The organism is Nocardioides donggukensis (genome assembly GCF_014842875.1).
GTDB lineage: Bacteria > Actinomycetota > Actinomycetes > Propionibacteriales > Nocardioidaceae > Nocardioides > Nocardioides donggukensis.
The window spans coordinates 762654-788588 of the sequence record NZ_JACYXZ010000002.1 but is presented as its reverse complement, the minus strand read 5'-3'; the positions used below and the strand labels follow the sequence as shown (position 1 = coordinate 788588).

Sequence of the window (25935 nt, the reverse complement as noted above, 5' to 3'; positions counted from 1 at the left end):
GGCGCCGGTGGTCGGCCGATACAGTCGCCCTGCCCGTCGGCGTACCCGCGCTCGGCGGCGCGGGGCGGTAGCTCAGTCGGTCAGAGCAGAGGACTCATAATCCTTGGGTCGTGGGTTCGAGCCCCACCCGCCCCACCAGCACACGTGGTTCGGCGGCGCCGGTCAGGTGGGTCGGCTGCTTGCAGGCGACCGCCCGGCTGGTGTTGCCGGGTGTGGTTCGGCTTCAGGCGCAGCTTGAGCCACGTGAGCCGGACCCTCGCGCCGATCCGCGAGGCTCTACGTTCGGCAGGTTTCAGGGCCCCAGAACCTGCAAATCGTAGAGCGTCGCCACGGATCCCGGGGTCGACCCCGGTTCGCGTGAACCCCGTGCCCTCGGTCAGTGCAGGGCGTGGCTGATCGCCCGCAGATGGGCGAGGTCGGTCCCGCAGCACCCGCCCGCGACCGCGAGCTGCGGCAGCACGTCCCGGATCCGCGCGTACGCCGCGGCCAGCTCGGCCTCGTCGCCCCGGTCGAGCTCGGTGGCGTCGTCGAGCTCGGCATGGCTCATGCGGGACGCGTTCGCCCGGAGCCCGCAGAGCCGGTGCCACGGGCCCGGGCCGGCCAGCACCGCCTCGAAGTGGTCCGGGTGCGCGCAGTTCAGCATGAAGTAGGCGGCGTACCCGTCGGTGGCCTCGTCCACCTCCGTGATCGCCTCGGCCAGCGACTGGCCCGAGGGGAGGCTGCCGTCGGTCTCCACGGTGAACGAGACCACGACCGGCAGCCCCGCCTCTCGCGCCGCCATGACGATGCCGATCGCCTCCTCTCGGTAGGTCATGGTGAGCACGGTGACCAGGTCGGCGCCGGCGGTGGCGAAGGAGTCGATCTGCGTGCGGTGGTAGGCCGCCGCCTCCTCCGGTGACATGAGCTCGCCGGTCACGTAGCCGTCGCCGCGGGGGCCGAGGTTGCCGCTGACGACGACGGTCACGTCGGGATTGGCCGCCCGGAGCCCCTGGAGGAACCCGACCGCGTCGCGGTTGGCGGCGTCCAGCCGGTCGGCGGGATGGTCGAGGAGCCCGCCCCAGTCGGGACTCGCCCGCCAGGTCGGCGTCTCCAGGACCGCCCCGGTGCCGGCGTTGCGCGCGATCTCGATCACGGCCTGGTAGTAGTCGGTGAGCAGTCGGCGCCCGTCGGGGGACTCGAGCAGTGGGAACGCCGCGAAGTGCGGCAGTTCGTAGCCGTGGTGGAAGATCAGGTCGGTCTCGAGGCCCGCCTCGCTGAGGAAGACCTGCCCGCCGAGCTGCGGTAGCGAGTGGTTCATCGGTTCGTCCTCTCCTGCGCATGCCCTGCCGGACCCACGCCGTCGCGGCCCGGCAGACTCGCCCCCTGACTCCGATCATCCGCCTCGGCGCGGGGGCGGGCAATGAGGGACGGGTACACACTGGTGCCAGTCGACCCGAGCGAGGCGAGCATGACCGACCCCGAGCACCCCTTCCCCGGTCCAGAGGTGGCGGTGACCCAGATCCTGGTCGTCACCGACCTCGCCCGGTCCCGCGCCTGGTGGGTGGAGGTGCTCGGTGCCAGCCTCTACCGGGAGTACGGCGGGACGAGTGCCGTGCTCCGGTTCGCCGGCACCTGGCTGCTCCTGGTGACCGGAGGAGACCCCACGCCGGACAAGCCCGGGGTGGCGCTCGCCGCACCGGGTGAGCCGGACCGGGTCAGTCACGCCATGACGCTGAAGGTGCCGGACTGCCGGGCCGCCTACGAGACCCTGCGGGACCGGGGAGCGGAGTTCCTCGCGCCGCCGTACGACTGGGGTGCCGAGGTGCGTGCCTTCACCCGTGACCCGGACGGGCACCTGGTGGAGATCTCGGAGTCGGTGGGCTGAGGGACGGCGCCCCCGGGGGACCCGGGGCCGGTCACCACGGCATCTCGGGAGGTGGGTCCTCACCCACCCGGCCGTCGATCGCCTCGCGGAGCAGGTCCGCGTGCCCGGTGTGCCGGCCGTACTCCTCGACCAGGTCGCAGACCAGCCGGCGCAGGCTGGCGTGCACCCCGTCGACCACGACCTGCGCCGGGTGGTCGAGGCCGCCGTCGGCGAGGGCGGCGGCCACCCGCTCCCGGGAGCGCGCCACGGCGCCGTCCCACAAGGCGTACAGCTCCTCGGGCGAGTCGTCGGCGGCGGAGGTGAAGTCCCAGTCCGGCTCCCGGTCCCAGTCCACCGACTGCCACGGCTCCCCGGGCGCGACCCCGGCCAGCTTGGCGGCGAAGGTCACGTCCTCGACGCACGCAAGGTGCTTGAGCAGGCCGCCCAGGGTCAGCCCGGACGACGGGATGCCCGCGGCCAGCTCCGCCGGGCCGAGGTCCGCGGCCTTCCAGCGGAACGTGGCGCGCAACCGCTCCAGGGCACCGAGGAGGTGCTCGACCTCGGTGCCCGCGAGCGGGGGCTCCCACGGAGGGTCGTCGGTCCCCATGCGAACGCTCCTACTCCGAGGGCTGCGGGGTCGTGCAGTCGACCTTGGGGTTGACCCCCACGTAGTTGAGCGGCCCGGCCACGACCGTCAGGGCAGTGTCGCTGGTGGTCTTGCAGTTCACCTCGCGGTCGTCGCCGAAGTAGCCGCGCTGGAAGGCGGCGGCGACCCCGATCAGCAGCCAGACCACGAGCACGATGCCGATGAGCGATCTCATTGAGCCTCCTGTTGTCGGTTCCTGCCCCGCCTGTACCCGGATCGGGCCCGGCTGAAGCCTCGGCGTGGTCGACGCGGGCGACGACGGCGTGGATCCGCCCGGTCGTGCTCACACGCCCGTAACCCCACGGACATCATCGCGCCTCACGCGTCGTGCACGCTGCTGCCTCGCGACCCGGTCGGCGGGTCGACCGGACCGGGGGAGTGCACCATGGACGAGAAGCAGCTCGAGCAGCAGTCGGACCAGCGGCTGACCAGGATCAGCCGCCGGGCGCGGGCGGTGACCGACCTGCTCGCGGAGCGCGACGACCTGCACGGGGTGAGCCCGGCGGCCGAGTTCTTCGTCGACGCCGTGCGCTGGTCGGTCTGACCGCGGACGGCGCCGGGGCCGCGCCGCTCGCGTGCGAGGATGCCGCCATGGACACACCCCGGCCCATCGAGACCTGGTTGACCGACATGGACGGGGTGCTGGTCCACGAGGAGCACCCGATCGACGGCGCCAAGGAGTTCATCGAGGCGCTCAAGGCCTCCGGCAAGCGGTTCCTGGTGCTGACCAACAACTCGATCTTCACCCCGCGCGACCTGCGCGCCCGGCTGCTCAACAGCGGCATCGACGTGCCCGAGGACGCGTTGTGGACCTCGGCCCTGGCGACGGCCGACTTCCTCCACGACCAGCGCCCCGGCGGCACGGCGTACGTCGTGGGGGAGGCGGGGCTGACCACGGCGATGCACGACGTCGGCTACGTGATGACCGATCGGGATCCCGACTACGTGGTGCTGGGGGAGACCCGGACCTACTCCTTCGAGGCGATCACCCGGGCGATCCGGCTGATCGAGGGCGGAGCCCGGTTCATCGCCACCAACCCGGACCCGAGTGGCCCGAGCGTGCACGGCACCCTCCCGGCGACCGGGTCGGTGGCGGCGTTGATCAGCACCGCCACCCGCCGCCAGCCGTACTTCGTCGGCAAGCCGAACCCGCTGATGATGCGCAGTGCCCTGAACCGGCTCGAGGCGCACTCGGAGACCACGATCATGATCGGGGACCGGATGGACACCGACATCATCAGCGGCCTCGAGGCGGGGATCCGCACGTTCCTGGTGCAGACCGGCTCGACCCGGCCGGACCAGGTCGACACCTTCCCCTATCGGCCGACCCGGGTCATCGAGTCGGTCGCCGACCTGGTCGAGCTCGCCGGCCAGGACGCGCCCCAGGCCTGAGCGGCGCCTGGCCTGAGCAGCGCCTGGCCTGAGCGGCGCCGGGTCGCTCAGACCCCGACCCGGTCGCTGCGGCGCTCGACCAGCGTCACGTCCCGCCACTGGCCGGCAAGCGGCCCGGTCGTCATCCGTCCCACCCGCTCCCGGGTGCCCACGATCCGGAAGCCGAGGTCGAGGTGCAGCCGCAGGCTGGCGGTGTTCTCCGGGAAGATGCCGGCCTGGAGGGTCCAGATCCCGGCGTCCTCGCAGCGGTCGACGAGTGCGCCGAGCAGGAGCCGTCCCACGCCGTGGCCCTGCGCCGCGGGAGCCACGTACACCGAGTGCTCCACGACCCCGGTGTAGACGCAGCGGTCCGAGACCGCCGTGACCGCCGCCCAGCCGAGGACCTCGGTGCCGTCCACGGCGACCAGGCGCGGGTCGGGGAGCCGGCCGGTGTCGAAGGACTCCCAGGTGGGCGGCCCGCTCTCGAACGTCGCCTGCCCGGACTCGATCCCGGCCGCATAGATCGCCTCGACCTGCGGCCAGTGCTCCCGCGTCATCGGCAGGACGACCGGGCCGGTCACGGCGACGGCTCCGCCGAGGTGAGGCTCGCCAGGAGCGCCTCGACCCGGGTGCGGATCTCGTCCCGGATCGGGCGCACCGCCTCGAGTCCCCGGCCGGCGGGGTCCTCGAGCACCCAGTCCTCGTAGCGCTTGCCCGGGAAGAACGGGCAGGCGTCGCCGCAGCCCATCGTGATCACCACGTCCGAAAGCTCCACGGCCTCGGTGGTTAGCACCCGGGGGGTCGCGGCGCCGAGGTCGATGCCGACCTCGCGCATGGCCTCGACCGCGGCCGGGTTGACGCCCTCCGCGGGCTGCGACCCGGCGGAGCGCACCTCGACCCGGTCACCGGCCAGGTGCCGCAGCCAGCCGGCCGCCATCTGCGACCGACCGGCGTTGTGGACGCAGACGAACAGAACGCTGGGACGGGACGGCACGCTCATCGGGCGCTCCTCTCGACGGGGAGGCTGCGCGCTGCCTCCGGATACAGGGCTCGTACGACGATGGCGGCCAGGCCGGCGCCGACGAGCTGCATGAGCACGAACATGGCCACCGAGGACGGAGCGATCCCGGTGAAGGTGTCGGAGAGCATCCGGGCGAGGGTGACCGCGGGGTTGGCGAAGCTGGTCGAGCTGGTGAACCAGTAGGCGGCGGTGATGTAGCCGCCGACCGCGAACGCGACGGTCTCGGGCCGACCCGAGCGCAGGCCGCCGAAGATCACCAGCACCAGCCCGAAGGTGGCGACGGCCTCGGCCAGCCACAGTCCGCCGCCGGAGCGGTCCCGGGTGGCGATGCTGACCGCGTCGAGGTCGAACATCAGGTTCGCCAGCACCGCACCCAGCATGCCGCCGGCCACCTGGGCGGCGAGCAGGGCGGCGGTCTCGCGGTTGCCCAGCGAGCCGAAGGCCCGCTCGACGAGGGTCACGACCGGGTTGAAGGCGGCCGAGACCGGCTGGAGGGCGAGGATCAGCGCGACCAGCGCGGCACCGGTGACGACGCTGTTCTGGAGCAGCTGCAGGCCGGTGTCGTCGGGGGAGAGCCGGACCGCGGCGATCCCGGAGCCGATCACCGCCATCAGGAGGAACGCGGTGCCGACCAGCTCGGCGCCCGCCCGCCGGGCGAGGGTGGAGGTCACGCGGCGACGCCGCCGATCAGCGCGCCGAGGTCGCGCAGGGCGGCCGGGCGGACCGCGTAGTAGACCCAGACCCCGCGCTTGGTGCGCTCGAGCAGGCCGACCTCGTGGAGCACCTTGAGGTGGTGGCTGATGGTCGGCTGGGAGAGGTCGAACGCGTCGTTCAGGTCGCACACGCAGGCCTCGCCGTCGGCGTGCGAGGCGACCAGCGACAGCAGCCGGAGCCGCACCGGGTCGGCCAGGGCCTTGAGCAGCGGCGCCACCCGCTCGGCCCGCTCGGCCGACAGCGGCTCGGCGGTCAGCGGCGAGCAGCAGGCGACGGTCTCGACCGGGGTGAGCGTGAGCTGGGAATCGACCATGCCTACACATTGACAGATGTCGATGTGTAGTGCCACTCTGAACATCGATCAGCATCTATGTCTACTCAGGAGGAGTCATCATGTCCCGCATCCAGCTCGCCCTCAACGTCGACGACGTCGACGCCGCCGTCGGCTTCTACAGCCGGCTGTTCGGCGTCGAGCCGGCCAAGCGCCGACCCGGCTACGCCAACTTCGCGGTGGCCGAGCCGCCGCTGAAGCTGGTCCTGCTCGAGAACCCCGGCCAGGGCGGCTCGCTGAACCACCTCGGTGTCGAGGTCGCGGACACCGACACCGTCGAGACCGAGCAGAGCCGGCTCCGGGCCGCCGGGCTGTCCTCGGCCGACGAGCGCGAGGTCACCTGCTGCTACGCCAGCCAGGACAAGTTCTGGGTCGAGGGGGCCCCCGACGGCGAGCAGTGGGAGATCTACACCGTGCTCGCCGACAGCCCGACGTACTTCGGTGAGCAGGAGGAGGCCGCCTCCGGTGCGGCGGCCTGCTGCGCCTCCTGAGCCGACCCGGCGCACGCCGGCCGGATGTGCCGGGGAGCGGGCGGGCGCGGGGATAGCCTCGCGGCATGGACGTCGAGCGGTGGGAGCGCCGCACCGAGATCCCGCTGCTGGTCCTCGCGCTCGCCTTCCTGGTGGGCTACGCGTGGCCGATCCTCGACCCGGACCTGGACCGGACGCTCGAACGGGTCCTGATCGGCTTCTCGGGGCTGGTCTGGCTGCTGTTCGCGGTCGACTTCGCGGTCCGGGTGCGGCTGGCCGAGCGGCGCCGCCGGTACGTCGTCGAGCACTGGTACGACGCCGCGCTGGTCGTGCTGCCGTTCCTCCGCCCGCTCCGACTGCTGCGGCTGCTGGTCCTGGTCCGGGTGCTGAACCGCACCGCCGCCGGCACCCTCGCCGGCCGGGTCGGCACCTACGTCGGCGGCGCCGCGATCCTCTCGATCGGGCTGGGTGCGCTGGCGATGCTCGACGTCGAGCGGGGCAGCCAGGACGCCAACATCACGACGTTCGGCGACGCCCTCTGGTGGGCGACCACCACGGTCACCACTGTCGGCTACGGCGACCACTACCCGGTGACCACCGCCGGCCGCTTCGTCGCGATCGCGCTGATGGTGATGGGGATCGCGGTGGTCGGAGTGGTGACCGCGTCCGTGGCGGCCTGGCTGATCCACAACGTGGAGGTGGACGATCAGCGCTCGCCGTTGATGAGCAGCTCGCCGTCCTCGACCACGAGCTCGAGCGTCACGGACTCGGGGTCGGGCTTGCCCCGGTCGTCCTCGAACTTGTAGTCGACCTCGTAGCTCACGGTCAGCGCGTCCGGGTCCGCCGAGATGTCCTTGGCCTTGGCGGACTCGACCGGACCCCAGAAGCCGGAGTAGGAGCCGAAGCCGCCGCTCTGCTGCTGGAAGCTCGGGGTGAGTCGTGGCCAGCTGGTCGCGGGGTCGTCGGCGGCGGCGTCGAGGTAGGACTCGACGAACTCCTCCATCTCGTCCTCCGTCGGCGCCGGCTCCTCGGTGTCGGGCTCCTGGCTCGGCTCGGGGTCGGGCTCCTCGGAGGGAGGCTGAGAGCTCTGGTCGTCGCCTCCGGCCGTCGGCTGCTGGTCGTCGGGCCCGAGGTTGACCAGCCAGACGATCAGCAGGAGCACGGCGAGCGCCGCGCCGAGGGCCGCCAGCACGCCGACCGGGACCCGCCGACGACCCGGCTCCGGCACCACCTGGGTCGTCTCGGACGCCAGGGGCGGCTGGGCCGGGGGTGAGGGGTTCGCCGGCACCGCGGCCGGGGCCATCACCGCGGTCGCGTCGTCGTGCTGAGGGCCGTTGCGCAGGAACGCCGCCACCTGGTCCGCGCTCCACCGGGCCTCCGGGTCGCGGTGCATCGTGTTCCGCAGCATCTCGTCGAGCCACCCGGCCGCGTCGGTGCGCGGCGGCTCCTCGTGCACGATCCGGTAGAGCGCGCCCATGAGGTTCTCTCGGGTGTCGTACGGCGGGTGGCCGGCCACCGCGTGGAAGACCGTGGCGCCCAGCGACCAGACGTCGCTGGCGGAGGTGGCGGCGCCTCCGGCGGCCACCTCGGGGGCGAGGTAGCCGGGGGAGCCGGTGACCAGTCCGGTCTGGGTCAGGGTCGGGTCGGCGCTGGTGCGGGCGATGCCGAAGTCACTGAGCTTGAGCCGACCGTCGTCGGTCACCAGCATGTTGCTGGGCTTCACGTCGCGGTGCACGATCCCGGCCCGGTGCGCGGCGCCGAGGGCGACCGCGGCCTGGGAGACCAGGGCGGCCACGTCGTCGGGCGAGAGGGGACCGCGGTCCCGCACCAGCTCGGCGAGGGTGTGGGACTCGACGTACTCCATGACCAGCCAGTGCTGGTCGCCGTCGTTGACGAGGTCGAAGACCGAGACCACGTGCTCGTGGTGCAGCATCGCCGAGACCCGGGCCTCGCGCTCGACCCGCTCCAGGTCGGCCTGGTTGGCGCCGGGGAGGAGCCCCACCTGCTTCAGCGCCACGGCGCGGCCGAGCACCAGGTCGCGGCCCAGGTAGACCGCGCCCATGCCGCCGCGACCGATCTCCCGGTCGAGCTCGTAGCGCTGCGCGATGACCTGGCTCATGGAGCCTCTCCGTTGACCACGGACCCGATCCTAGGTGGCCCGCGGCGCAGGACCCGAACCGAGCCGCCGGCGGCGGTCTCCGGTGGTGGGCTTCGGTGGCGGGGGATGATGGTGGTTGACGGGCGCGGACGGGTCGGGTCTACTGCCTCCCGGGGTGGGCGTCCGCTAGGAGGTGCCTCGTGCTGCGGTTCACCGGAGCAGGTGTGACCGATGTGGGCCGTCGGCGCGACAACAACGAGGACTCCGGGTTCCTGGGTCCGCAGTTCGCGCTGGTCGCCGACGGCGTCGGTGGCGCGGCCGCCGGCGAGGTGGCCTCGGCCACCGTCACCCACGTGCTGCTCGAGCGGATCGCGGGCCTCCTCGACGGCGACCCCGCCCTCGCCCTGCGCGACGCGACCGGCCAGGCCCGCGCCGCGCTGCGCCTGGCCGTGGACGCCGACCTGCAGCTGGCCGGCATGGCCACGACCCTGACCGCGGTCGCCACCGACGGCGCACGGGTCGTGCTCGCCCACGTCGGCGACTCGCGTGCCTACCTGCTCCGCGACGCGATGCTGCACCAGGTCTCGACCGACCACACCTACGTGCAGTCGCTCGTCGACGCCGGACACCTCGATCCCGCCGCCGCCAGGGATCACCCCTGGCGCAACGTCGTGCTCCGGTCGCTGCACGGCGGGCCGGCCCGGCCGCTGGAGCACCCCGACCTGGTCGACCTGGACGCGCAGCCGGGGGACCGGATCCTGCTGTGCAGCGACGGGCTGACCGACCTGGTGCCGCCGGACCGGATCGGTGACCTGCTGGGTGTGCCGGAGCCGCAGGCGGCCGCGGCGGCCCTGGTCCAGGAGGCGCTGGACCGGGGCGGCCTCGACAACGTCACCTGCCTGGTCCTCGACGTGGTGGACGGTCCGCCGGTGACGGGCGCTCCCGGCGAGCCATTGGTGGGGCAGCTGCTGGGAGCGGTCCGGGACCCCGCCAACATCGCGGGCACCGGGCACGCCACCGCCCACTGAGCCGTGGTTGCGGCGATTTGCTGGCTTTCGGCTGGAACGTGCGCCACAATGGAGTCATAACTACACATCTGTCACTTTGACTGCACCGACATCTCCGTCGAGACCGCTGGGGAAGGCGTCACCTCGACGCCGGAGATGAAGGAGGTCACGGTGACCACGACTGCGAACCGCACCATCAGCAACACGGTGACGAGGGGTGTGCTCTACGTGCACTCCTCGCCCTCTGCGTTGTGCCCTCACATCGAGTGGGCCGTGGGTGGGGTGCTCGGTGTTGCCGTGAGCCTGGACTGGACGCCCCAGCCGGCTCAGGCAGGCACCTACCGGGCCGAGCTCTCCTGGACCGGAGACGCCGGCTCGGCCGCCGCCGTCGCCTCGGCGCTGCGCGGATGGAACCACCTGCGCTTCGAGATCACCGAGGAGCCCACCCCGGGCACCGAGGGCGCCCGCTACTCCTACACTCCCGAGCTCGGCATCTTCCACGGCGTCACCGGGCTGCACGGCGACCTGATGATCCCCGAGGACCGGGTCAAGGCCGCCGTGGTGAAGGCCGCCCTGGGCGAGACCACCGTCCTCGACGAGATCGACAAGCTTCTCGGCAAGCGCTGGGACGACGAGCTCGAGACCTTCCGGCACGCCGGTGAGGGCGCGCCGGTCCGCTGGTTGCACCAGGTGGGGTGAGCCCGATGCCTGCCCCGGGGGCGGCGAGCACCCCGGGCGGTGCCGTGGCACGCGGCATCCTGAGACTCGTCGTGCTCGGGGGCCTCGCGGTGCTGGCGCTGTCGTGGGCCGGGCCGGACGAGCCACTGGGCAATCGCCGCTTCCTGTGGGGCCTGGCCGGACTCCTCCTGCTGCTGGCTGCGTGGGGCCTCGTGGAGACCCTGCGCGAGGTGAGTCGCCTCGTCCAACGCCGCTAGGCCGAGCCTCGGACGCGGTCGGAGGCGCGTGGGCGCGCGCCCCGTGAGACCTACCAGGGAAAGAACGGAGGCATCTCCGAGGCCTTGCCGGTGAACTCCGGGTCGCGCTTGTCCCGGAAGGCGGCCACGCCCTCCTTGCCGTCGCCGACGCTGGTCCAGAACATCGCCAGCGAGTCGACCCGGTGGGCCTCCAGCGGATGGTGCTGCGCGGAGTTGCGGTACATCATGTGCCGTGCGAGCGCCGTACCCACGGGGGAGCGGTTCGCGGTGAACTTCCTGGCCAGCGCGTAGGCCTCGTCCAGCAGCTCGTCGTCGGGGTGGACCGAGCGCACGAAACCGCCCTCCCGTGCCTCGTCCGCGGTGAGGACGTCGGCCGAGTAGACCCACTCGAGCGCCCGGGAGATGCCCACGATCCGGGGCAGGAACCAGGTCGAGGCCGCCTCCGGGGTGATCCCGATCCGGCCGAAGACGAAGCCCACCCTGGCCTTCTCCGAGGCCATCCGCACGTCCATTGCGCAGAGCATCGTCGCCCCGATCCCGACCGCCGGACCGTTCACGGCGCCGATGACCGGCTTGAGGCAGTTGAAGATCGCCAGCGTCACCCGTCCGCCGGTGTCGCGGACCCCGCGGTGGATCTCGGGATCGTCGATCCGGTCGCTCATGTCCTCCATCGTCGGGTTGAGCGACTCGTCGAGACCGAAGACGTTGCCCTCGGCCGAGAGGTCCATCCCGGCGCAGAACGCGCGCCCGGCGCCGGTGACGACGATCGCCCGGACCTCGTCCTCCAGGCTGGCCCGCTCGAACGCGTCCTCGAGCTCGTCGGCCATCTCGACGGTGAACGCGTTCAGGGCATCCGGTCGGTCCAGGGTCAGGGTGAGGATGCCGTCGGCGACCTCGTAGCGGATGGTCTGGTAGTCGGGCCTCTGCGGGCTGGGGGTCTCGGAGCGCATGCGAGCGAGGCTAGCGGGGTGCTTGCGCGTTGACCCGCTGGGTACGGTCTGAGGACGACGGCGGAGGGTCCGCCGTGCCGCACAGGAGGCCTCGATGACCAACACGCCCGACTCACCGCTGAGCGACGACGATATGACCACCACCGCCGGGGCCGGCGGCCCCGGGCCGGTCGACTCCACGGACGCGGACGGCACCGACGCGGACGGCACCGACGGGGACGCCACCGACGTGGCGGACGGCGACACCACCGACAGCGACGCCAGCGACGCGGACGCCGACGCCAGCGACGCGGACGCCGACGCCAGTGACGCGGATGCCGACGCCAGTGACGCGGATGCCGATGCCAGTGACGCGGATGCCGACGCCAGCGACGCGGACGCGGACGCCAGTGACGCGGACGCCGACGGCACCGACGGAGCGGCACGCTGACCGCTCTCGACCTGCTCAGCGGTGACGCCCAGACCTTCGTGACGAAGGTCTGGGCGTCACGCGTGCACCAGCACCGCACGGACCCGTCGCGGCTCACGGCGCTGCTCTCGCTCGACGACGTCGACCACCTGCTCACCTCGACCGCGCTGCGCACCCCCGCGATCCGGGTGGCCAGGGACGGCTCGGTGCTCGCGGAGTCCGCCTACACCCGTCGCGGCGCCACCCTCGCCGGCCGGCCGCTGACCGGTCTCGTCGACGCCCGCCGGGCCCTGGAGCTCTTCGAGCAGGGCGGCACGATCGTGCTCCAGGGGCTGCACCGGTACTGGCAGCCCCTGACCGACCTGGTCGCGGAGCTGGAGGCCGAGCTCGGACACCCGTGCCAGGCCAACGCCTACCTCACCCCGCCCGGGTCGCAGGGCTTCGCGGTGCACTCCGACGGCCACGACGTGTTCGTCTTCCAGACCCACGGCACGAAGCTGTGGGAGGTGCACGGCGAGGACGGCGCGGAGAGCGTGCTGCTCGAGCCCGGGCTGAGCATGTACCTGCCGACCGGCACGCCGCACGCCGCCCGGACGCAGGACACGGCGTCGCTGCACGTCACCATCGGCATCAACCAGCGCACCTGGAAGGGTCTGGTGCAGCGCACCCTCCGCCAGGTCGTCGACGCCGTTGACGACGGGCACCTGCCGGCCGGCTACCCCGACGAACCCGACCTGCTCACCGAGGGCCTGGCCGACCGCCTGCAGGCGCTCGCCGACGCCGTCCGGGCCGTCGACGTACCCGCCGCGGCCCGGGCCGAGAGCGAGCGGTTCCTCACCGAGCGGCCGACCCGGCAGCGGGGCGGGCTGAAGGACGTCCTCGCCGTGCGGACCCTGAGCGACGACAGCCTGCTGCGCCGTCGGCCCGGGCATCCCTGCGTCCTCGTGGACGACGGGGACCGGGTGCGGGTGCTGCTCGGCGACCGCCAGCTCGCCGTACCCGGCTGGCTCCGCCCCGCCCTGGAGCGGGTGCGCGCCGACCCGACGCTGCGCCCCGGAGACCTGCCGCTGGACGAGCAGAGCCGGCTCGTGCTGTGCCGCCGCCTCGTGCGCGAGGGGCTGCTCGAGGTGGTCGGGTGAGCGCAGCGTTCCGGTGCGCGGGCGCCAGCCTCGACCGCGACGAGCCGCTCACGGGCACCGCCTCCACCGTCCGGGCGTTCCTCCTGGTCGAGAATCCCGGCCCCTGGGGCGTCGACGCGCTCCGGGACAGCCGGCTGCCCGAGCGGGTGCGCTCCGGGCTGACCCGGGCCGCGCGGGCCGCCGGCGTCCGGGTCCTGCTGATCCGGCGTCACGCCCGGCGCGGGGCGGCGGTGGACGGGTGCCGCGTCTTCGCCGCGTACGCCGACCCGGTCTCGCCCTGGCTGGAGACGGCGTTGCTCCCCGAGCCCGAGGGCCTGCTCGACCTGGACCTGGCCGCCCTCGGCGCCGGCAGGTCGCCCGGGCTGGAGCCCGCCGACGGCCCGCTGCTGTGCGTGTGCACGCACGGCCGGCACGACGTGTGCTGCGCCGAGCGCGGCCGACCGGTCGCCGCGGCCCTGTGCGAGTCGCACCCCGAGGAGACCTGGGAGTGCTCGCACATCGGCGGCGACCGGTTCGCCGCCAACCTGCTGGTGCTCCCGGACGGGCTCTACTACGGGCGGATCGACCCCCAGCAGGCCCCGTCACTGGCGGACGCCACTCTCGCCGGGGAGCTCGACCTGGACCACCTCCGCGGCCGGTCCGGCATCCCCATGGCCGTGCAGGCGGCCGAGATCGCGCTGCGGCGGGAGCTCGGCGAGACCCGGTCGGGGGCCGTGCGGCCGCTCACCCGCCGTCGTACCGGTGCCGACCTGGTGGCCGACTTCGAGGCCCCCGACGGACGCTGGGAGGTCCGGATCCGCACCGTCCCCGGCTCCGGCGAGCACCTGCTCACCTGCGGCGCCCAGCGGGAGAACACCGCTCCGGACCATCAGGTGCTGGGCATCCGTCGGCTCGCCTGACCCGCGCCGTACGGCCGCAATTGCGGCCCTGTGACAGAGATTCGGCCCGAGAACATGTCCAACGGCCGCAATTGCGCCGTTGTGACACATCGGCTCTCCCGGAACGCGCCGAAGAGCCGCAATTGCGGCCGTTCGACAGTGAATCAGCGCGAGATCATGTCAAACGGCCGCAATTGCGGCTCTTTGGTCACCGCGGACGAGCCGCGGGTACGCCGTGGGGCCGGGGTCAGACGGTCCGGAACGCGAGGGCCACGTTGTGACCGCCGAAGCCGAACGAGTTGTTCAGCGCGGCCAGGTCGCCGGCGGGCAGCTCGCGGGACTTCTCGGGGACCTCGAAGCCGATGTCCTCGGGGTCCTCGAGGTTGATGGTCGGCGGCACCACCCGGTGGTGCAGGGCGAGCACGGTGGCCAGGGACTCCAGCGCGCCGGCGGCGCCGAGCAGGTGCCCGGTCATCGACTTGGTCGAGGTGAGGATCACCCGGTCCGCGGCGGCGCCGAGCGCGTTGCGGATCGCCCCGGCCTCGGCCAGGTCGCCCTGCGGGGTCGAGGTGGCGTGCGCGTTCACGTGCACGATGTCGCCGGCCTCGAGACCGGACTCGCGCAGCGCCATCCTCATCGCCCGGGTGGCCCCCAGGCCGGCCGGGTCGGGCTGGGCGATGTCGTGGGAGTCGGCGGTGATGCCGGCACCGGCGGCCTCGGCGTACACCCGCGCGCCGCGGGCTGCGGCGTGCTCGGCGGACTCGAGGACCAGCACGGCGGCACCCTCACCGAGGACGAAGCCGTCGCGGCCCTTGTCCCAGGGGCGGGAGGCACGCTCGGGCTCGTCGTTGCGCTTGGAGAGCGCCATCATCTGCCCGAAGGCGGCGATCGGCAGCGGGTGCACCGCGGCCTCGGTGCCGCCGACGACGACCACGTCCGCCCGGCCGAGCCGGATCATGTCGATGCCGAGCGAGATCGACTCGTTGCCGGAGGCGCACGCCGACACCGGGGTGTGCACGCCGGCCTTGGCGCCCAGCGCCAGCCCGATCGCCGCGGCCGGCCCGTTGGGCATCAGCATCGGGATCGCGAGGGGGGAGACCCGCCGCGGCCCCTTCTCCTTGAGGCTGTCGTAGTTCGACAGCAGCGTGGTGACGCCGCCGATGCCCGAGGCCATCGCCACGGCGAGGCGCTCGGGATCGACGTCGGCGTCGTCCGCGTTCAGACCCGCGTCGGCCCACGCCTCCAGCGCCGCCACCATCGCCAGCTGGCCGGACCGGTCCAGGCGCCGGGCCTTGACCCGGTCCAGGACGTCACCGGGCTCGACGGCGACCTCGCCGGCGATCCGGGTGCCGAGCTGCTCGGCCCACTCGTGCTCGAGCGGGGCGACGCCGGAACGGCCGTCCAGCAGGGCGGCCCACGTGGTGGGTACGTCGCCTCCGACAGGGGAGGTCGTCCCGAGTCCGGTGACGACGACGCTGGTGTGAGACATGGGATTCCTTCGCGGGTGGTGGGTCAGCTGGAGGCGCGCTCGATGAACGTGACCGCGTCCCCGACCGTCTTGAGGTTCTTCACCTCGTCGTCGGGGATCGAGACGCCGAACTTCTCCTCGGCGGCCACGACGACCTCGACCATGGACAGCGAGTCGACGTCGAGGTCGTCGACGAACGACTTGTCCATCTGGACGTCCTCGGCGGGGATGCCGGCGACCTCGTTGACGATCTCGGCGAGGTCGGTGCGGATCTCTTCGGTGGTGGCCATCTCTCGGTGTTCTCCTTGTGGGTTGGGTCGAGCTGAACTCTGTGGGTGCTGCGGTCCGGCTACGGGACGGTGACGACCTGCGCGGCGTAGGCCAGGCCGGCGCCGAAGGCGATCAGCAGGGCCGTGTCACCGCTCTTGGCCTCACCCTCCGCGATCATGCGGTCGAGGGCAAGGGGGATCGAGGCCGCGGAGGTGTTGCCCTGGTCGGCGACGTCGCGCGCGATCGCCACGTGCGAGGGCAGCTTCATCGAGCGGGCCATCGCGTCGATGATCCGCATGTTCGCCTGGTGCGGGACGAAGACGTCCAGGTCCTCGACGGTGATGCCGGCGACCTCGAGGGCCTGCTGGGCGACCTTGGCCATGGCGTACGACGCCCACCGGAAGACCGCGTTCCCCTGCATCACCAGGTGCGGCATGGTCGGCGCGTCGGACTCGATGACGTCGCGCCAGTCCTCGCGCTGCCGGATCAGGTCGAACTGCTCGCCGTCCGAGCCCCACACGACCGGCCCGATGCCGGGGGTCTCGGCCGGTCCGACCACGACGGCGCCGGCGCCGTCGGCGAAGATGAACGCCGTGCCCCGGTCGTAGGGGTCGGTGATGTCGGAGAGCCGCTCGACGCCGACGACCAGGACGTGCCCGGCCGACCCGGCCCGGACCATGTCGGAGGCCATCGCCACCCCGTGGCAGAAGCCGGCGCAGGCGGCGGAGATGTCGAACGCCGCGGCCTGGTTCGTCCCGAGCTCGTGCGCGACCGCGGTGGCGACGGCGGGGGTCTGCAGCATGTGGCTCACGGTGGCCACGATCACGCAGTCGATCTGCTCGGGGGCGATGCCGGCGCGCTCGAGGGCGATCCGCGAGGACTCGACCGACATCATCTGCACGGTCTCGTGGGGCTCGGCGAAGCGTCGGGTCTTGATGCCGGAGCGCTGCTGGATCCACTCGTCGCTGGAGTCGATCCGGTCCACGATGTCGTGGTTGGAGACCAGCCGGCTGGGCCGGTAGGCGCCGAGGCCGAGCACCGCGGTGTGGGCGGGGCCGGTGGTGGCCTGGATGGGGGTGCTCATGCTGTTCCCTCGGGGTTCGACGGGCCGGAAGTGGCGGAGTCCTGCGGGGACCCGTGCCGCTCGACGAACGCGCGGGCGTCATCGAGCTGGTCGGGGGTCTTGAGCGCGAACGTCTCCACGCCCTTCATCGCGCGCCGGGCGATCCCGGTCAGGGTGCCGGCGGGGGGCAGCTCGAGCAGTCCGGTCACGCCGAGCTCGAGCATGGTGGCCATGCACAGGTCCCACCGGACCGGGCGGCTGATCTGGGCGACGATCCGGTCCAGCACCTCGCGGCCGTCCCGGACCAGCTCGCCGTCGGCGTTGGAGATCACCGGGGTGTGGGGCGACCCGGTCGAGGAGCTCGCCGCGAGCGAGGAGAGGTGGTCGACGGCCGGAGCCATGTGCTCGGTGTGGAAGGCGCCGGCGACCGAGAGCGGCATCAGGCGGGCCCGGGCCGGGGGAGCGGCCGCGAAGGCCTCCAGCTGCTCGACCGTGCCGGCGGCGACGACCTGTCCCGGCCCGTTGTCGTTGGCGGCGGTGAGGCCGTGCTCGGCGAGCGAGGCCAGGACCTCGTCCCGGTCGCCGCCGAGGACCGCGGTCATGCTGGTCGGGGTGCGGGCGGCCGCCTCGGCCATCGCCCGGCCGCGCTCGCGGACCAGCACGATCGCCTGCTCCGCGGTGAGCGCCCCGGCGATCGCCGCGGCGGCCAGCTCCCCGACGCTGTGCCCGGAGACGGCGGAGGCGCCGCCCGACCCACCGGCGGGGTCGGCGTCGACGGGCAGGAGCGCCCGGGCCGCGACCAGGGCGGAGGCGACCAGCAGGGGCTGGGCGATGCTGGTGTCGCGGATCGTGTCGGCGTCCGAGGTCGTGCCGTGAGCGGCGAGGTCGAGGCCGGACTCGGCGGACAGCGTGGCGAGCTGGGCGGCCAGCTGGGGATCCTCGAGCCAGGGCTCGAGGAATCCGGGAGTCTGGGCACCTTGTCCGGGGGCGACGATGACGAGCACACCCCTACTGTGCCGTGCCCGGGCCAGGGGGTGCGCCTGCCGCGCCCACGAAATAGCCGCCCGGTTCTTTGTAGGGTTCCCACAAAAGATGGTTACTCGTCGGTGGGGAGTCCGGCCAGTCGACCCAGGGTCAGTGCGACCGCATAGGTGTGCGCGTGCCGGGGCTGCCCGGGCGTCAGGCCGGTGAGGTCGGCGGCCTGCCGCAGCCGGTAGCGCACGGTGTTGGGGTGGACGAAGAGCTGCCGCGCCGTGCCCTCCACCGAGGTGCCCTGCGCGAACCACACGTCGAGCGTCTCGATCAGGGTGCCCCGCGCCTCGCGGAGCGGCAGGTACACCTCGTCGATGAGCTGCTGCCGCGCCGCCGCGTCGCCGCCGAGGGCCCGCTCGGGCAGCAGGTCGTCGGCGGCCACCGGGCGGGGCGCCCCCGGCCAGGCGGCCGCGGCCCGGAAGGCGGACATCGCGGCGGTGGCCGACGAGTGCGCGGCGCGCAGGTCCGCCGCGGGAGGGCCGTGCACCAGCGGCCCGGCGGCGAAGTGCTGCTCCACCCGGCTCGCCGCCCGGCCCGGGTCGCTGACGTTGCCCAGGACGACCACCATGAGGTCGCCCTGGACCGCGCAGAGGGCGTCCATCCCGGCCGCCTGGGCGGAGCCGCGGACGTCGTCGAACACCGTCACCCGGGGGGCGTCGCTGGCCGCCCCGAGGACCACGACGACGTCGCCCTCGCCGCCCCACCCGAGGGCGCTGGCCCGGGAGAGCACGGAGTCGTCGGTGTCCGAGCGGAGCACGGCGTCGACGACCAGCGCCTCCAGCCGGGCGTCCCAGGCGCCACGGACCTCCGCCGCCCGCGCGTAGACCTCGGCGGTGGCGAACGCCAGCTCCCGCCCGTAGCGCAGCAGGCCCTCGTGCACCCAGGCGACCAGGTCGGGCCCCAGCAGCTCGTCGAGGTTCTCCTCGACGACGTCGATCGTGAGCCGCACCAGCTCGACGGTCTGCTGGAGGTTGATCACGCCGGCCAGCGCCCGGGGCGCGGCGCCGAACACCTCGGCGGCGATCGCGGAGTCGGTCTCGGTGCTCAGCGTCCACGACTCGGCGTGGTCGCGGTACCAGTGGATGAAGCCCTGGATGCCGGCCTGCACGATCATCCCGACCCAGGAGCGGTCCTGCGCGCTGAGGTCGCGGAACCACTCCTTGTCGCTGTCCATGCGGGCCATCGCGGCCGTGCTCAGCGTGCCCACGGCCCGCAGGAGCACCGCGGAGGCCTCCGCCCGCGGTGAGAGCGCACCGGACGGGGCGCCGGAGGACGACGGGGGCGTCGGGGGCTGGGACGGGGGCACGGTCCGAGGCTAGCGAGGGTCCGGTCCGCAGCCCTCCCCGCCAGAAGAATTCCTCAAGACACGAGGGGGCAGGCGGGTGCGGGCGGTCGGCCCGCCTACACTCGACTGCCTGTCCGCCTGCTCGGGAGGCCAGTCGAGACCCGGAGGTGCGTCGTGGGTGCTCCAGAGTTCGATCTCCAGCACGTCACCGTCCACGGACACCGCCGGGCGTTCGTCTCCGTGGGCTCGGGCCCGACCCTCCTCCTCCTGCACGGCCTCGGCTGCGACCACACGACGTGGTACCCCGTGATCCGCGAGCTGTCCCGCCGGTACCGCGTGATCGCCCCCGACCTGCTCGGGCACGGACGCTCCGACAAGCCGCGCGCCGACTACTCCCTGGGCGGTTACGCCAACGGCATGCGCGACCTGCTGACGGTGCTCGGCATCGACCGGGCCACGGTGGTCGGCCACAGCTTCGGGGGCGGGGTGGCCATGCAGTTCGGCTACCAGTTCCCCGAGCGCACCGAGCGGCTGGTCCTGGTGGCGCCCGGCGGCGTCGGCCCGGAGGTGACGCCGGCGATCCGGGCGATCACCACCCCCGGCTTCGACCAGTTGATGAGGCTGCTCACGCTGCCCGGGGCCCGCCACCTCGGCGTGGCCGGCATGCGGGCGCTGCACCGGACCGGCCTCCCCGCCACCCGGGACCTGGCCGAGGCGGCGGCGATCTTCGACTCCTGGCAGGACCACCGGGTCCGGGCCGCCGTGCGTCACCTGACCCGCGCGGTCGTGGACTGGCGCGGGCAGGTCGTCACGATGAGCGACCGTGCCTACCTGACCGAGGCGATGCCGCTGTGCGTCGTCTGGGGCGAGCAGGACCACGTCCTCCCGGCCCACCAGGCCCGCAACGTGGCAGCCCTGGCGCCGCAGGCCCGGGTCGAGGTGTTCCCCAACGCCGGGCACTTCCCGCACAAGGACCACCCGCAGCGCTTCGTCAAGGTGCTCAAGGACTTCCTGCGCAGCACCGAGCCCTCCGTCTACGACCGGGACCGCATGCGCCGGCTGCTGGCCGAGGGGGCGCCCGCCGTCGTGCGCCAGGCCGAGGCGGGGGACGCCCCGGTGGCCCCGGTGCAGCAGCTCAGCGGCGCCTAGCGACCCGCGGGGGCCTCAGGCGTCCCCGCCCTCCTGCGTGACGCCGGAGACCGCGGTCGGGTCCTCGATGCGGTACTTCTCGAACGCCTCGACGACCTTCTCCCTCGGCAGCTCGCCCGCGTCGGCCAGCGCCTGCAGCGCCTGGACGACCACCGACTCGGCGTCGATGTGGAAGTAGCGCCGTGCCGCCGGTCGGGTGTCCGCGAAGCCGAACCCGTCCGCGCCCAGCACCCGGTAGTCGCCGGGCACCCAGCGGGCGATCTGCAGCGGGACCGCGCACATGTAGTCCGAGACCGCGACCACGGGGCCGGTGGCGCCCTCGAGCTTGTCGGTGACGTACGCCGACCGGGGTGACTCGCCCGGGTGCAGCAGGTTCCACTCCTCCGCGGAGACGGCATCGCGGGCCAGCTCGTTCCAGGAGGTCACCGACCAGGTGTCGGCCTGCACCCCCCAGTCCTCGGCCAGCATCCGGGCGGCGTCCTCGGCCCAGGGGAAGCCGATGCCGGAGGCCATCAGCTGCACCCGCGGTCCGTCGCCGTCGGCCACCGAGACCCGGTGCATGCCGCGCAGGATGCCGTCGACATCGACGTCCTCCGGCTCGGCCGGCTGCGAGACCGGCTCGTTGTAGACCGTCACGTAGAAGATGACGTCCTCCGGGTCGTCGCCGTACATCCGCTCCAGGCCGGAGCGCATGACGTGCGAGACCTCGTAGGCGAAGGCCGGGTCGTAGTGCACGACCGCCGGGTTGGTCGCGGCCAGCAGCGGGGAGTGGCCGTCGGCGTGCTGCAGCCCCTCGCCGGTCAGCGTAGTGCGCCCGGCGGTGGCGCCGATGAGGAAGCCACGGGCCAGCTGGTCGGCCATCGCCCAGATCGAGTCGCCGGTGCGCTGGAAGCCGAACATCGAGTAGAAGATGTAGAACGGGATCATGTGCTCGCCGTGCGTGGAGTACGCCGAGCCGGCCGCCGTCGCCGAGGCCATGGCCCCGGCCTCGGAGATGCCCTCGTGCAGCATCTGCCCCTGCGCGGACTCCTTGTAGGCCAGCAGCATGTTCCGGTCCACGGCCTCGTAGCGCTGGCCGCCGGGGTTGTAGACCTTGGCGGTCGGGAACATGCCGTCCATGCCGAACGTGCGGTACTCGTCGGGCGCGATCGGGACGATCCGCTGCCCGATCTCGGGGTCGCGCATCCAGTCCTTCAGCTGCCGGACCACCGCCATCGTGGTGGCCACCTTGTTCTTGCCCGAGCCCTCCTTGAGGGCGGCGTACGCCGAGTCGCCGGGCAGCTTGAGCGAGGAGGACCGGTCCACCCGGCGGGGGACCGCCCCGCCGAGGGCCTTGCGACGCTCCATCATGTACTCGATCTCGGGGGCGTCCTTGCCGGGGTGGAAGAACGGCGCCGCCCCGGTCTCCTCGTAGGAGCGCTCCAGGTCGCGGTCGCTGATCGGCAGGTAGAGCCGGTCCCGGAACTTCTTCAGGTCGTCCGGGGTGAGCTTCTTCATCTGGTGGGTGGCGTTCTTGCCCTCGAGCGCGTCGATGGTCCAGCCCTTGATGGTCTTGGCCAGGATCACCGTCGGCTGTCCCACGTGCTGCTTGGCGGCCTCGAAGGCGGCGTACACCTTGCGGTAGTCGTGGCCGCCGCGCGGGAGCTTGCGGATCTGCTCGTCGCTCATGTGCTCGACCATCTTGCGCAGCCGCTGGTCGCTGCCGAAGAAGCTGTCGCGGATGTAGGCGCCGTCCTCGACCGAGTAGGTCTGGAACGCGCCGTCCGGCGTGGTGTTCATCCGGTTGACCAGCACGCTGTCCACGTCGCGGGCGAGCAGGTCGTCCCACTCGCGGCCCCAGACCACCTTGATGACGTTCCAGCCGGCGCCGCGGAACTGGGACTCCAGCTCCTGGATGATCTTCCCGTTGCCGCGCACCGGGCCGTCGAGCTGCTGGAGGTTGCAGTTGATGACCCAGGTGAGGTTGTCGAGCTCCTCGCGCGCGGCGACACCGATCGCGCCGAGCGACTCCGGCTCGGCCATCTCGCCGTCGCCGAGGAACGCCCACACGTGCTGCTGCGAGGTGTCCTTGAGGTTGCGGTTGTGCAGGTAGCGGTTGAAGCGCGCCTGGTAGATCGAGTTGATGGCGGTCAGGCCCATCGACACGGTCGGGAACTCCCAGAACTCCGGCATCAGGCGGGGGTGCGGGTACGACGGGAGGCCGGCGCCGACGCCGTGCTGCACCTCCTGCCGGAACCGGTAGAGCTGCTCCTCGGTCAGCCGGCCCTCGAGGTAGGCGCGGGCGTAGATGCCGGGGGAGCCGTGGCCCTGGATGTAGATCTGGTCGCCGCCGCCCTCGGCGTCCTTGCCCTGGAAGAAGTGGTTGAAGCCGACCTCGTAGAGGCTCGCCGAGGACTGGTAGGTGGCGATGTGGCCGCCCACCTCGAGGCCCTTGCGGTTGGCGCTGGAGACCATGACCGCGGCGTTCCAGCGCAGGAAGGCGCGGATCCGGCGCTCGACGTCCTCGTCACCGGGGAACCATGGCTCGCGCTCCGGCGGGATGGTGTTGATGTAGTCGGTGCTGCGCAGCGCCGGCACCCCCACCTGCTTCTCCCGGGCCCGTTCGAGCAGCCGGAGCATCACGTAGCGGGCCCGCTCGCGGCCGCGTCCCTCGAGCATCGCGTCGAAGGACTCCACCCACTCGGAGGTCTCCTCCGGGTCGATGTCGGGAAGCTGGGTCGGCAGACCCTCGTGGATGACCGGGCTGCCGGTGGACTGTGGGGAGGCGGATTGCGCGTCGTTCACCGGCTCATCGTTGCACGCCCACGGCTACCGCGAAATCTACCGATGAGTAGTCCCACGACGGGGGTCCGGCCGTCCCGGCAGGCGACACCCCGCGCCCCAGGGTTGCGCCGGGCCACTAACTCCGGTGGACTACGGGCACGTTTCTTCGCACGCGATCTGGAGGAGTCAGTTGAGCTCGACCACGGGTGGCGAGGCCGCCCAGCATTCCGGTGCTGCAGCACGCCTGGGTTTCACGAAGGGCATGGTGATCCAGGAACTCGGCTGGGACGACGACGTCGACGACGAGCTCAGGGTCGCCATCGAGGACACGATCGACGCGGACCTGGTCGACGGCGAGTACGGCAACGTGGTCGAGGCCGTCGTCCTCTGGTGGCGTGACGACGACGGCGACCTCGTGGACGCCCTGGTCGACGCGCTCACCGACCTCGTCGGGGGAGGCGCCATCTGGCTGCTCACCCCGAAGGTCGGTCGCAGCGGCTCGGTCGACCCCGCCGACATCGCGGAGGCGGCCCCGGTCGCCGGCCTCTCCCAGACGACGACCGCGGCGGTCAGCAAGGACTGGGCCGCCACCCGGCTGGTCGCGCCCAAGACCGTCCACTGACGTGGCCGACGCCGTCGACCGGCTGCGTGCCGGGGTCAGCTCCTGCGTGACGTCGGTCAGGGTGCTGGCCGGGACGGGGGTCGTCCGGCCCTACTCTCCGGGAACGCTGGCCCGGATCGCCTGGACGGTGAAGCGGTGGGGCACCGGCCCCGCCGGTGGCTTCGCCACACTCGCCCTGCGCTACCCGGACCGGGTCGGGCTCGTCGACGACCTGGGCAGCCTCACCTTCGGGGAGGTGCACGCGCGCAGCAACGCGCTGGCGCGGGCGCTGCGGGAGCGCGGCGTCGGCGAGGGCGACAGCGTGGCCGTGATGTGCCGCAACCACCGCGGCTTCGTCGACACCAGCCTGGCCGTGGCCAAGCTGGGCGCCGACGTGCTCTACCTCAACACCGCCTTCGCCGGGCCGCAGCTCGTCGAGGTGCTCGAGCGCGAACGACCGGCCTGCGTGGTGCACGACGAGGAGTTCGCCGGGCTCCTCGAAGGAGCCGAGGTCGCCGACCGGGTCCTGGCGTGGACCGACGGCGGACCCGACCGGGCCGCTGACGGGCAGCCGGACACCGTCGAGGGCCTGATCGCCTCAACCGACCGCGACGACCTCGACCCCCCGACCCGGCACGGGCGGGTGGTGATCCTGACCTCCGGCACCACGGGGACGCCCAAGGGGGCGCCGCGCAACGAGGCCGGCGTCGACGCCGCGGTCTCCCTGCTCTCGCGGATGCCCCTGAAGCACGGCTGGCGCACCCACATCGCGGCACCGCTGTTCCACACCTGGGGCTACGCCCACCTCGCGCTCGGCATGCTGCTGGGCTCCACGGTGGTGCTCACGCGTCGCTTCGACCCCGAGGGCTGCCTCGAGGTGACCGAGCGGCACGACTGCGACTCGCTCGTGGTGATCCCGGTGATGCTGCAGCGGATCCTGCAGCTCCCCGACGAGACCCTCGACGCGCACCACCTGTCACGGGTCAAGGCCGTGGCCGCCTCCGGCTCGACCCTGCCCGGGGACCTGGCCACCGAGTGGATGGACCGGTTCGGCGACACCCTCTACAACGTCTACGGCTCGACCGAGGTCGCCTACGCGTCGGTGGCCGACCCGGTCGACCTGCGCGAGGCGCCGGGCACGGCCGGCCGGCCGCCGCACGCGACCGTGGTCCGGATCCTCGACGAGGACGGCCGCGATGTCCCGGCCGGCGGCTCCGGGCGGATCTTCGTCGGCAACGGGCTGCTCTTCGAGGGCTACACCGGCGGCGGGCACAAGGAGCTCGTGGACGGCCTGATGTCGAGCGGGGACGTCGGCAGGCTCGACGAGTCGGGCCGGCTCTTCATCGAGGGGCGCGACGACGAGATGATCGTCTCCGGCGGGGAGAACGTCTTCCCCCAGGAGGTCGAGGACTGCCTCGCCCGGCACGACGCGGTGGTCGAGGCCGCGGCCATCGGCGTCGACGACGAGGAGTACGGCACCCGGCTCCGGGCCTTCGTGGTCGGCTCCGGCGAGGTCACCGAGGACGACCTCAAGGAGCACGTCAAGGCCAACCTCGCGCGCTACAAGGTGCCGCGGGAGTTCGTCTTCCTCGACGAGCTGCCCCGCAACGCCACCGGCAAGGTGCTCAAGCGCGACCTGGCGCAGCACGACGCCTCCAGCGACGCCTGATCCGGCCCTCGGAGGTCCCGGCGGACGGCTCGGACCCGGGTGGGAGGATGGGCGCCGACCAGACGTTCCCGACGGCCGAGCAGGCCGTCACGAGGTGAGGACAGGACCACCGGTGAGTGACCTCGAGCTCGGCGACGCCGCGCCGGACTTCACGCTGCGCGACCAGTTCGGGCAGGACGTGCAGCTGTCGTCCTACCGCGGGCAGAAGGCCGTGGCGATCTTCTTCTACCCGTTCGCGTTCTCGAACGTCTGCACCGGCGAGCTGACCGGGATCCGGGACCGGCTGGACGAGTTCCTCACCTTCGACACCGAGGTGCTCGCGATCTCCTGTGACCCCACCTACGCGGTGCGCTCCTTCGCCGACGCCGACGGCCTGAACTTCCCGCTGCTCTCCGACTTCTGGCCGCACGGCGCCGTCGCGACGGCGTACGACGCCTTCGACGAGGAGCGCGGCTGCCCGCGCCGGTCGTCGTACCTGGTCGACAAGGAGGGCCGGCTGCGCTGGTCGGTGCACAACGCCATGCCGGAGGGGCGCGACCTCGACGAGCACCTGAGGGAGCTGCGGGCACTCGTCTAGACCTGCACCACCGGAACCGGGCAAATCGGGTGGGAACGGTGACAAGTTTTGGGCGATGGTGCAAACTTGTAGTTGTTACGACCGCTGGTGACCCGAGACGCCAGCGGTCGTAACCTATTTCGGCTCCCGTTCACGTAGTCTGTGCGGCGCTCCGGGGCGTATAGCTCAGCGGTAGAGCGCTTCCCTTACAAGGAAGATGTCGGGGGTTCGATCCCCTCTGCGCCCACCCCCGCGGCCCCCCGTCCC

At 72.6% G+C, this 25935-nt stretch carries 30 protein-coding genes and 2 tRNA genes; 17 read left to right on the top strand and 15 right to left on the bottom strand.

Features of this window, described 5'->3' with window-relative positions; all coding sequences use genetic code 11:
* Positions 1-61 precede the first annotated feature (61 nt).
* Positions 62-138, top strand: a tRNA-Ile gene (locus IE331_RS10065).
* Positions 139-376: 238 nt separating this feature from the next.
* Here IE331_RS10065 and IE331_RS10060 read toward each other — a convergent pair.
* Entirely contained in the window at positions 377-1297 is a 921-nt protein-coding gene (locus IE331_RS10060; RefSeq protein ID WP_192143029.1) for a homocysteine S-methyltransferase family protein, read from the bottom strand.
* 150 nt (positions 1298-1447) lie between these two features.
* On the opposite strand from IE331_RS10060, the gene IE331_RS10055 reads away from it, so the two are divergent.
* Entirely contained in the window at positions 1448-1864 is a 417-nt protein-coding gene (locus tag IE331_RS10055) for a VOC family protein (protein ID WP_192143027.1), read from the top strand.
* A 31-nt stretch (positions 1865-1895) separates the two neighbouring features.
* On the opposite strand, the gene IE331_RS10050 is transcribed toward IE331_RS10055, so the two are convergent.
* On the bottom strand, positions 1896-2450 hold the full coding sequence (locus IE331_RS10050; RefSeq protein WP_192143025.1) for a mycothiol transferase: 555 nt from the start codon (positions 2448-2450) through the stop codon (positions 1896-1898).
* A 10-nt stretch (positions 2451-2460) separates the two neighbouring features.
* Positions 2461-2664, bottom strand: coding sequence for a hypothetical protein (locus IE331_RS10045; RefSeq protein WP_192143023.1), 204 nt, complete (start codon positions 2662-2664; stop codon positions 2461-2463).
* Positions 2665-2874: 210 nt separating this feature from the next.
* On the opposite strand from IE331_RS10045, the gene IE331_RS10040 reads away from it, so the two are divergent.
* Positions 2875-3033 carry a hypothetical protein gene (locus IE331_RS10040; RefSeq protein WP_192143021.1) on the top strand — a complete coding sequence of 53 codons (159 nt, stop codon included), beginning with the start codon at positions 2875-2877 and terminating at the stop codon, positions 3031-3033.
* 47 nt (positions 3034-3080) lie between these two features.
* Complete coding sequence (locus IE331_RS10035; protein WP_192143019.1) at positions 3081-3881, top strand: HAD-IIA family hydrolase; 801 nt, start codon at positions 3081-3083, stop codon at positions 3879-3881.
* A 47-nt stretch (positions 3882-3928) separates the two neighbouring features.
* Here IE331_RS10035 and IE331_RS10030 read toward each other — a convergent pair whose 3' ends face one another.
* From IE331_RS10030 to IE331_RS10015, 4 genes are read right to left on the bottom strand one after another with little or no spacing between them, the layout of a single operon-like run.
* Positions 3929-4441 carry a GNAT family N-acetyltransferase gene (locus tag IE331_RS10030; RefSeq protein WP_318646806.1) on the bottom strand — a complete coding sequence of 171 codons (513 nt, stop codon included), beginning with the start codon at positions 4439-4441 and terminating at the stop codon, positions 3929-3931.
* Positions 4438-4860, bottom strand: coding sequence for an arsenate reductase ArsC (locus tag IE331_RS10025; protein ID WP_192143017.1), 423 nt, complete (start codon positions 4858-4860; stop codon positions 4438-4440). The genes IE331_RS10030 and IE331_RS10025 overlap by 4 nt, the downstream gene beginning before the upstream one ends.
* Positions 4857-5552 (bottom strand): aquaporin, encoded by a 696-nt coding sequence (locus tag IE331_RS10020; protein WP_192143015.1) that lies wholly within the window; start codon positions 5550-5552, stop codon positions 4857-4859. The genes IE331_RS10025 and IE331_RS10020 overlap by 4 nt, the downstream gene beginning before the upstream one ends.
* On the bottom strand, positions 5549-5908 hold the full coding sequence (locus IE331_RS10015) for an ArsR/SmtB family transcription factor (RefSeq protein ID WP_192143013.1): 360 nt from the start codon (positions 5906-5908) through the stop codon (positions 5549-5551). Before IE331_RS10015 ends, IE331_RS10020 begins: the two co-directional genes overlap by 4 nt.
* Positions 5909-5988: 80 nt before the next feature.
* Here IE331_RS10015 and IE331_RS10010 point away from each other — a divergent pair, with 80 nt between their 5' ends.
* Together IE331_RS10010 and IE331_RS10005 are read left to right on the top strand one after the other, a co-directional pair.
* Entirely contained in the window at positions 5989-6417 is a 429-nt protein-coding gene (locus IE331_RS10010; protein ID WP_192143011.1) for an ArsI/CadI family heavy metal resistance metalloenzyme, read from the top strand.
* A gap of 65 nt (positions 6418-6482) precedes the next feature.
* On the top strand, positions 6483-7202 hold the full coding sequence (locus tag IE331_RS10005) for a potassium channel family protein (RefSeq protein ID WP_192143009.1): 720 nt from the start codon (positions 6483-6485) through the stop codon (positions 7200-7202).
* Here IE331_RS10005 and IE331_RS10000 read toward each other — a convergent pair.
* Complete coding sequence (locus IE331_RS10000) at positions 7103-8515, bottom strand: serine/threonine-protein kinase (RefSeq protein ID WP_192143007.1); 1413 nt, start codon at positions 8513-8515, stop codon at positions 7103-7105. The two genes, IE331_RS10005 and IE331_RS10000, sit on opposite strands and share 100 nt — an antisense overlap.
* Before the next feature lie 179 nt (positions 8516-8694).
* Between IE331_RS10000 and IE331_RS09995 the strand changes: the two genes are divergently transcribed.
* From IE331_RS09995 to IE331_RS09985, 3 genes are all read left to right on the top strand, one after another.
* Positions 8695-9522 (top strand): PP2C family protein-serine/threonine phosphatase, encoded by an 828-nt coding sequence (locus IE331_RS09995; protein WP_192143005.1) that lies wholly within the window; start codon positions 8695-8697, stop codon positions 9520-9522.
* A gap of 150 nt (positions 9523-9672) precedes the next feature.
* Positions 9673-10200: a DUF3145 domain-containing protein gene (locus IE331_RS09990; protein WP_449866962.1), complete on the top strand. Its 528-nt coding sequence runs from the start codon at positions 9673-9675 to the stop codon at positions 10198-10200.
* Positions 10201-10205: 5 nt separating this feature from the next.
* Positions 10206-10436 (top strand): hypothetical protein, encoded by a 231-nt coding sequence (locus IE331_RS09985; RefSeq protein WP_192143001.1) that lies wholly within the window; start codon positions 10206-10208, stop codon positions 10434-10436.
* A 50-nt stretch (positions 10437-10486) separates the two neighbouring features.
* Here the strand turns inward: IE331_RS09985 and IE331_RS09980 are convergent, their stop codons facing one another.
* Positions 10487-11386 carry a crotonase/enoyl-CoA hydratase family protein gene (locus IE331_RS09980; RefSeq protein WP_192142999.1) on the bottom strand — a complete coding sequence of 300 codons (900 nt, stop codon included), beginning with the start codon at positions 11384-11386 and terminating at the stop codon, positions 10487-10489.
* A 94-nt stretch (positions 11387-11480) separates the two neighbouring features.
* Here IE331_RS09980 and IE331_RS09975 point away from each other — a divergent pair, with 94 nt between their 5' ends.
* The 3 genes from IE331_RS09975 (at position 11481) to IE331_RS09965 (ending at position 13833) form a co-directional block, all read left to right on the top strand.
* The gene (locus IE331_RS09975) at positions 11481-11816 is read left to right on the top strand and encodes a hypothetical protein (RefSeq protein WP_192142997.1); all 336 of its coding nucleotides are present in this window, start codon (positions 11481-11483) and stop codon (positions 11814-11816) included.
* Between the two features lie 62 nt (positions 11817-11878).
* Positions 11879-12934, top strand: a complete 1056-nt coding sequence (locus tag IE331_RS09970; RefSeq protein WP_201931527.1) for a JmjC domain-containing protein — start codon at positions 11879-11881, stop codon at positions 12932-12934.
* Positions 12931-13833: a sucrase ferredoxin gene (locus IE331_RS09965; protein WP_192142995.1), complete on the top strand. Its 903-nt coding sequence runs from the start codon at positions 12931-12933 to the stop codon at positions 13831-13833. Before IE331_RS09970 ends, IE331_RS09965 begins: the two co-directional genes overlap by 4 nt.
* A gap of 226 nt (positions 13834-14059) precedes the next feature.
* On the opposite strand, the gene IE331_RS09960 is transcribed toward IE331_RS09965, so the two are convergent.
* From IE331_RS09960 to IE331_RS09940, 5 genes are all read right to left on the bottom strand, one after another.
* The gene (locus tag IE331_RS09960) at positions 14060-15301 is read right to left on the bottom strand and encodes a beta-ketoacyl-[acyl-carrier-protein] synthase family protein (RefSeq protein ID WP_192142993.1); all 1242 of its coding nucleotides are present in this window, start codon (positions 15299-15301) and stop codon (positions 14060-14062) included.
* Positions 15302-15324: 23 nt separating this feature from the next.
* On the bottom strand, positions 15325-15570 hold the full coding sequence (locus IE331_RS09955; RefSeq protein WP_192142991.1) for an acyl carrier protein: 246 nt from the start codon (positions 15568-15570) through the stop codon (positions 15325-15327).
* 59 nt (positions 15571-15629) lie between these two features.
* Positions 15630-16634: a beta-ketoacyl-ACP synthase III gene (locus IE331_RS09950; RefSeq protein WP_192142989.1), complete on the bottom strand. Its 1005-nt coding sequence runs from the start codon at positions 16632-16634 to the stop codon at positions 15630-15632.
* Positions 16631-17617 (bottom strand): ACP S-malonyltransferase, encoded by a 987-nt coding sequence (locus IE331_RS09945; protein ID WP_192142987.1) that lies wholly within the window; start codon positions 17615-17617, stop codon positions 16631-16633. Before IE331_RS09945 ends, IE331_RS09950 begins: the two co-directional genes overlap by 4 nt.
* 92 nt (positions 17618-17709) lie before the next feature.
* Complete coding sequence (locus IE331_RS09940; protein WP_201931526.1) at positions 17710-18951, bottom strand: PucR family transcriptional regulator; 1242 nt, start codon at positions 18949-18951, stop codon at positions 17710-17712.
* Positions 18952-19104: 153 nt separating this feature from the next.
* Here IE331_RS09940 and IE331_RS09935 point away from each other — a divergent pair, with 153 nt between their 5' ends.
* Positions 19105-20079, top strand: coding sequence for an alpha/beta fold hydrolase (locus IE331_RS09935; protein WP_192142985.1), 975 nt, complete (start codon positions 19105-19107; stop codon positions 20077-20079).
* Between the two features lie 15 nt (positions 20080-20094).
* Here the strand turns inward: IE331_RS09935 and aceE are convergent, their stop codons facing one another.
* Positions 20095-22863: a pyruvate dehydrogenase (acetyl-transferring), homodimeric type gene (aceE, locus tag IE331_RS09930; protein WP_192142983.1), complete on the bottom strand. Its 2769-nt coding sequence runs from the start codon at positions 22861-22863 to the stop codon at positions 20095-20097.
* 241 nt (positions 22864-23104) lie between these two features.
* On the opposite strand from aceE, the gene IE331_RS09925 reads away from it, so the two are divergent.
* The 4 genes from IE331_RS09925 to IE331_RS09910 all read left to right on the top strand — a co-directional run bounded on the left by IE331_RS09925 (position 23105) and on the right by IE331_RS09910 (position 25915).
* A complete protein-coding gene (locus IE331_RS09925) occupies positions 23105-23464 on the top strand; it encodes a DUF3052 domain-containing protein (protein ID WP_201931525.1) in 360 nt (119 codons plus the stop codon).
* A gap of 1 nt (position 23465) precedes the next feature.
* Positions 23466-25112 carry an AMP-binding protein gene (locus IE331_RS09920; protein ID WP_192142979.1) on the top strand — a complete coding sequence of 549 codons (1647 nt, stop codon included), beginning with the start codon at positions 23466-23468 and terminating at the stop codon, positions 25110-25112.
* 112 nt (positions 25113-25224) lie between these two features.
* Entirely contained in the window at positions 25225-25689 is a 465-nt protein-coding gene (locus IE331_RS09915; protein WP_192142977.1) for a peroxiredoxin, read from the top strand.
* Positions 25690-25843: 154 nt separating this feature from the next.
* Positions 25844-25915, top strand: a tRNA-Val gene (locus IE331_RS09910).
* The last annotated feature ends 20 nt before the right edge of the window (positions 25916-25935 follow it).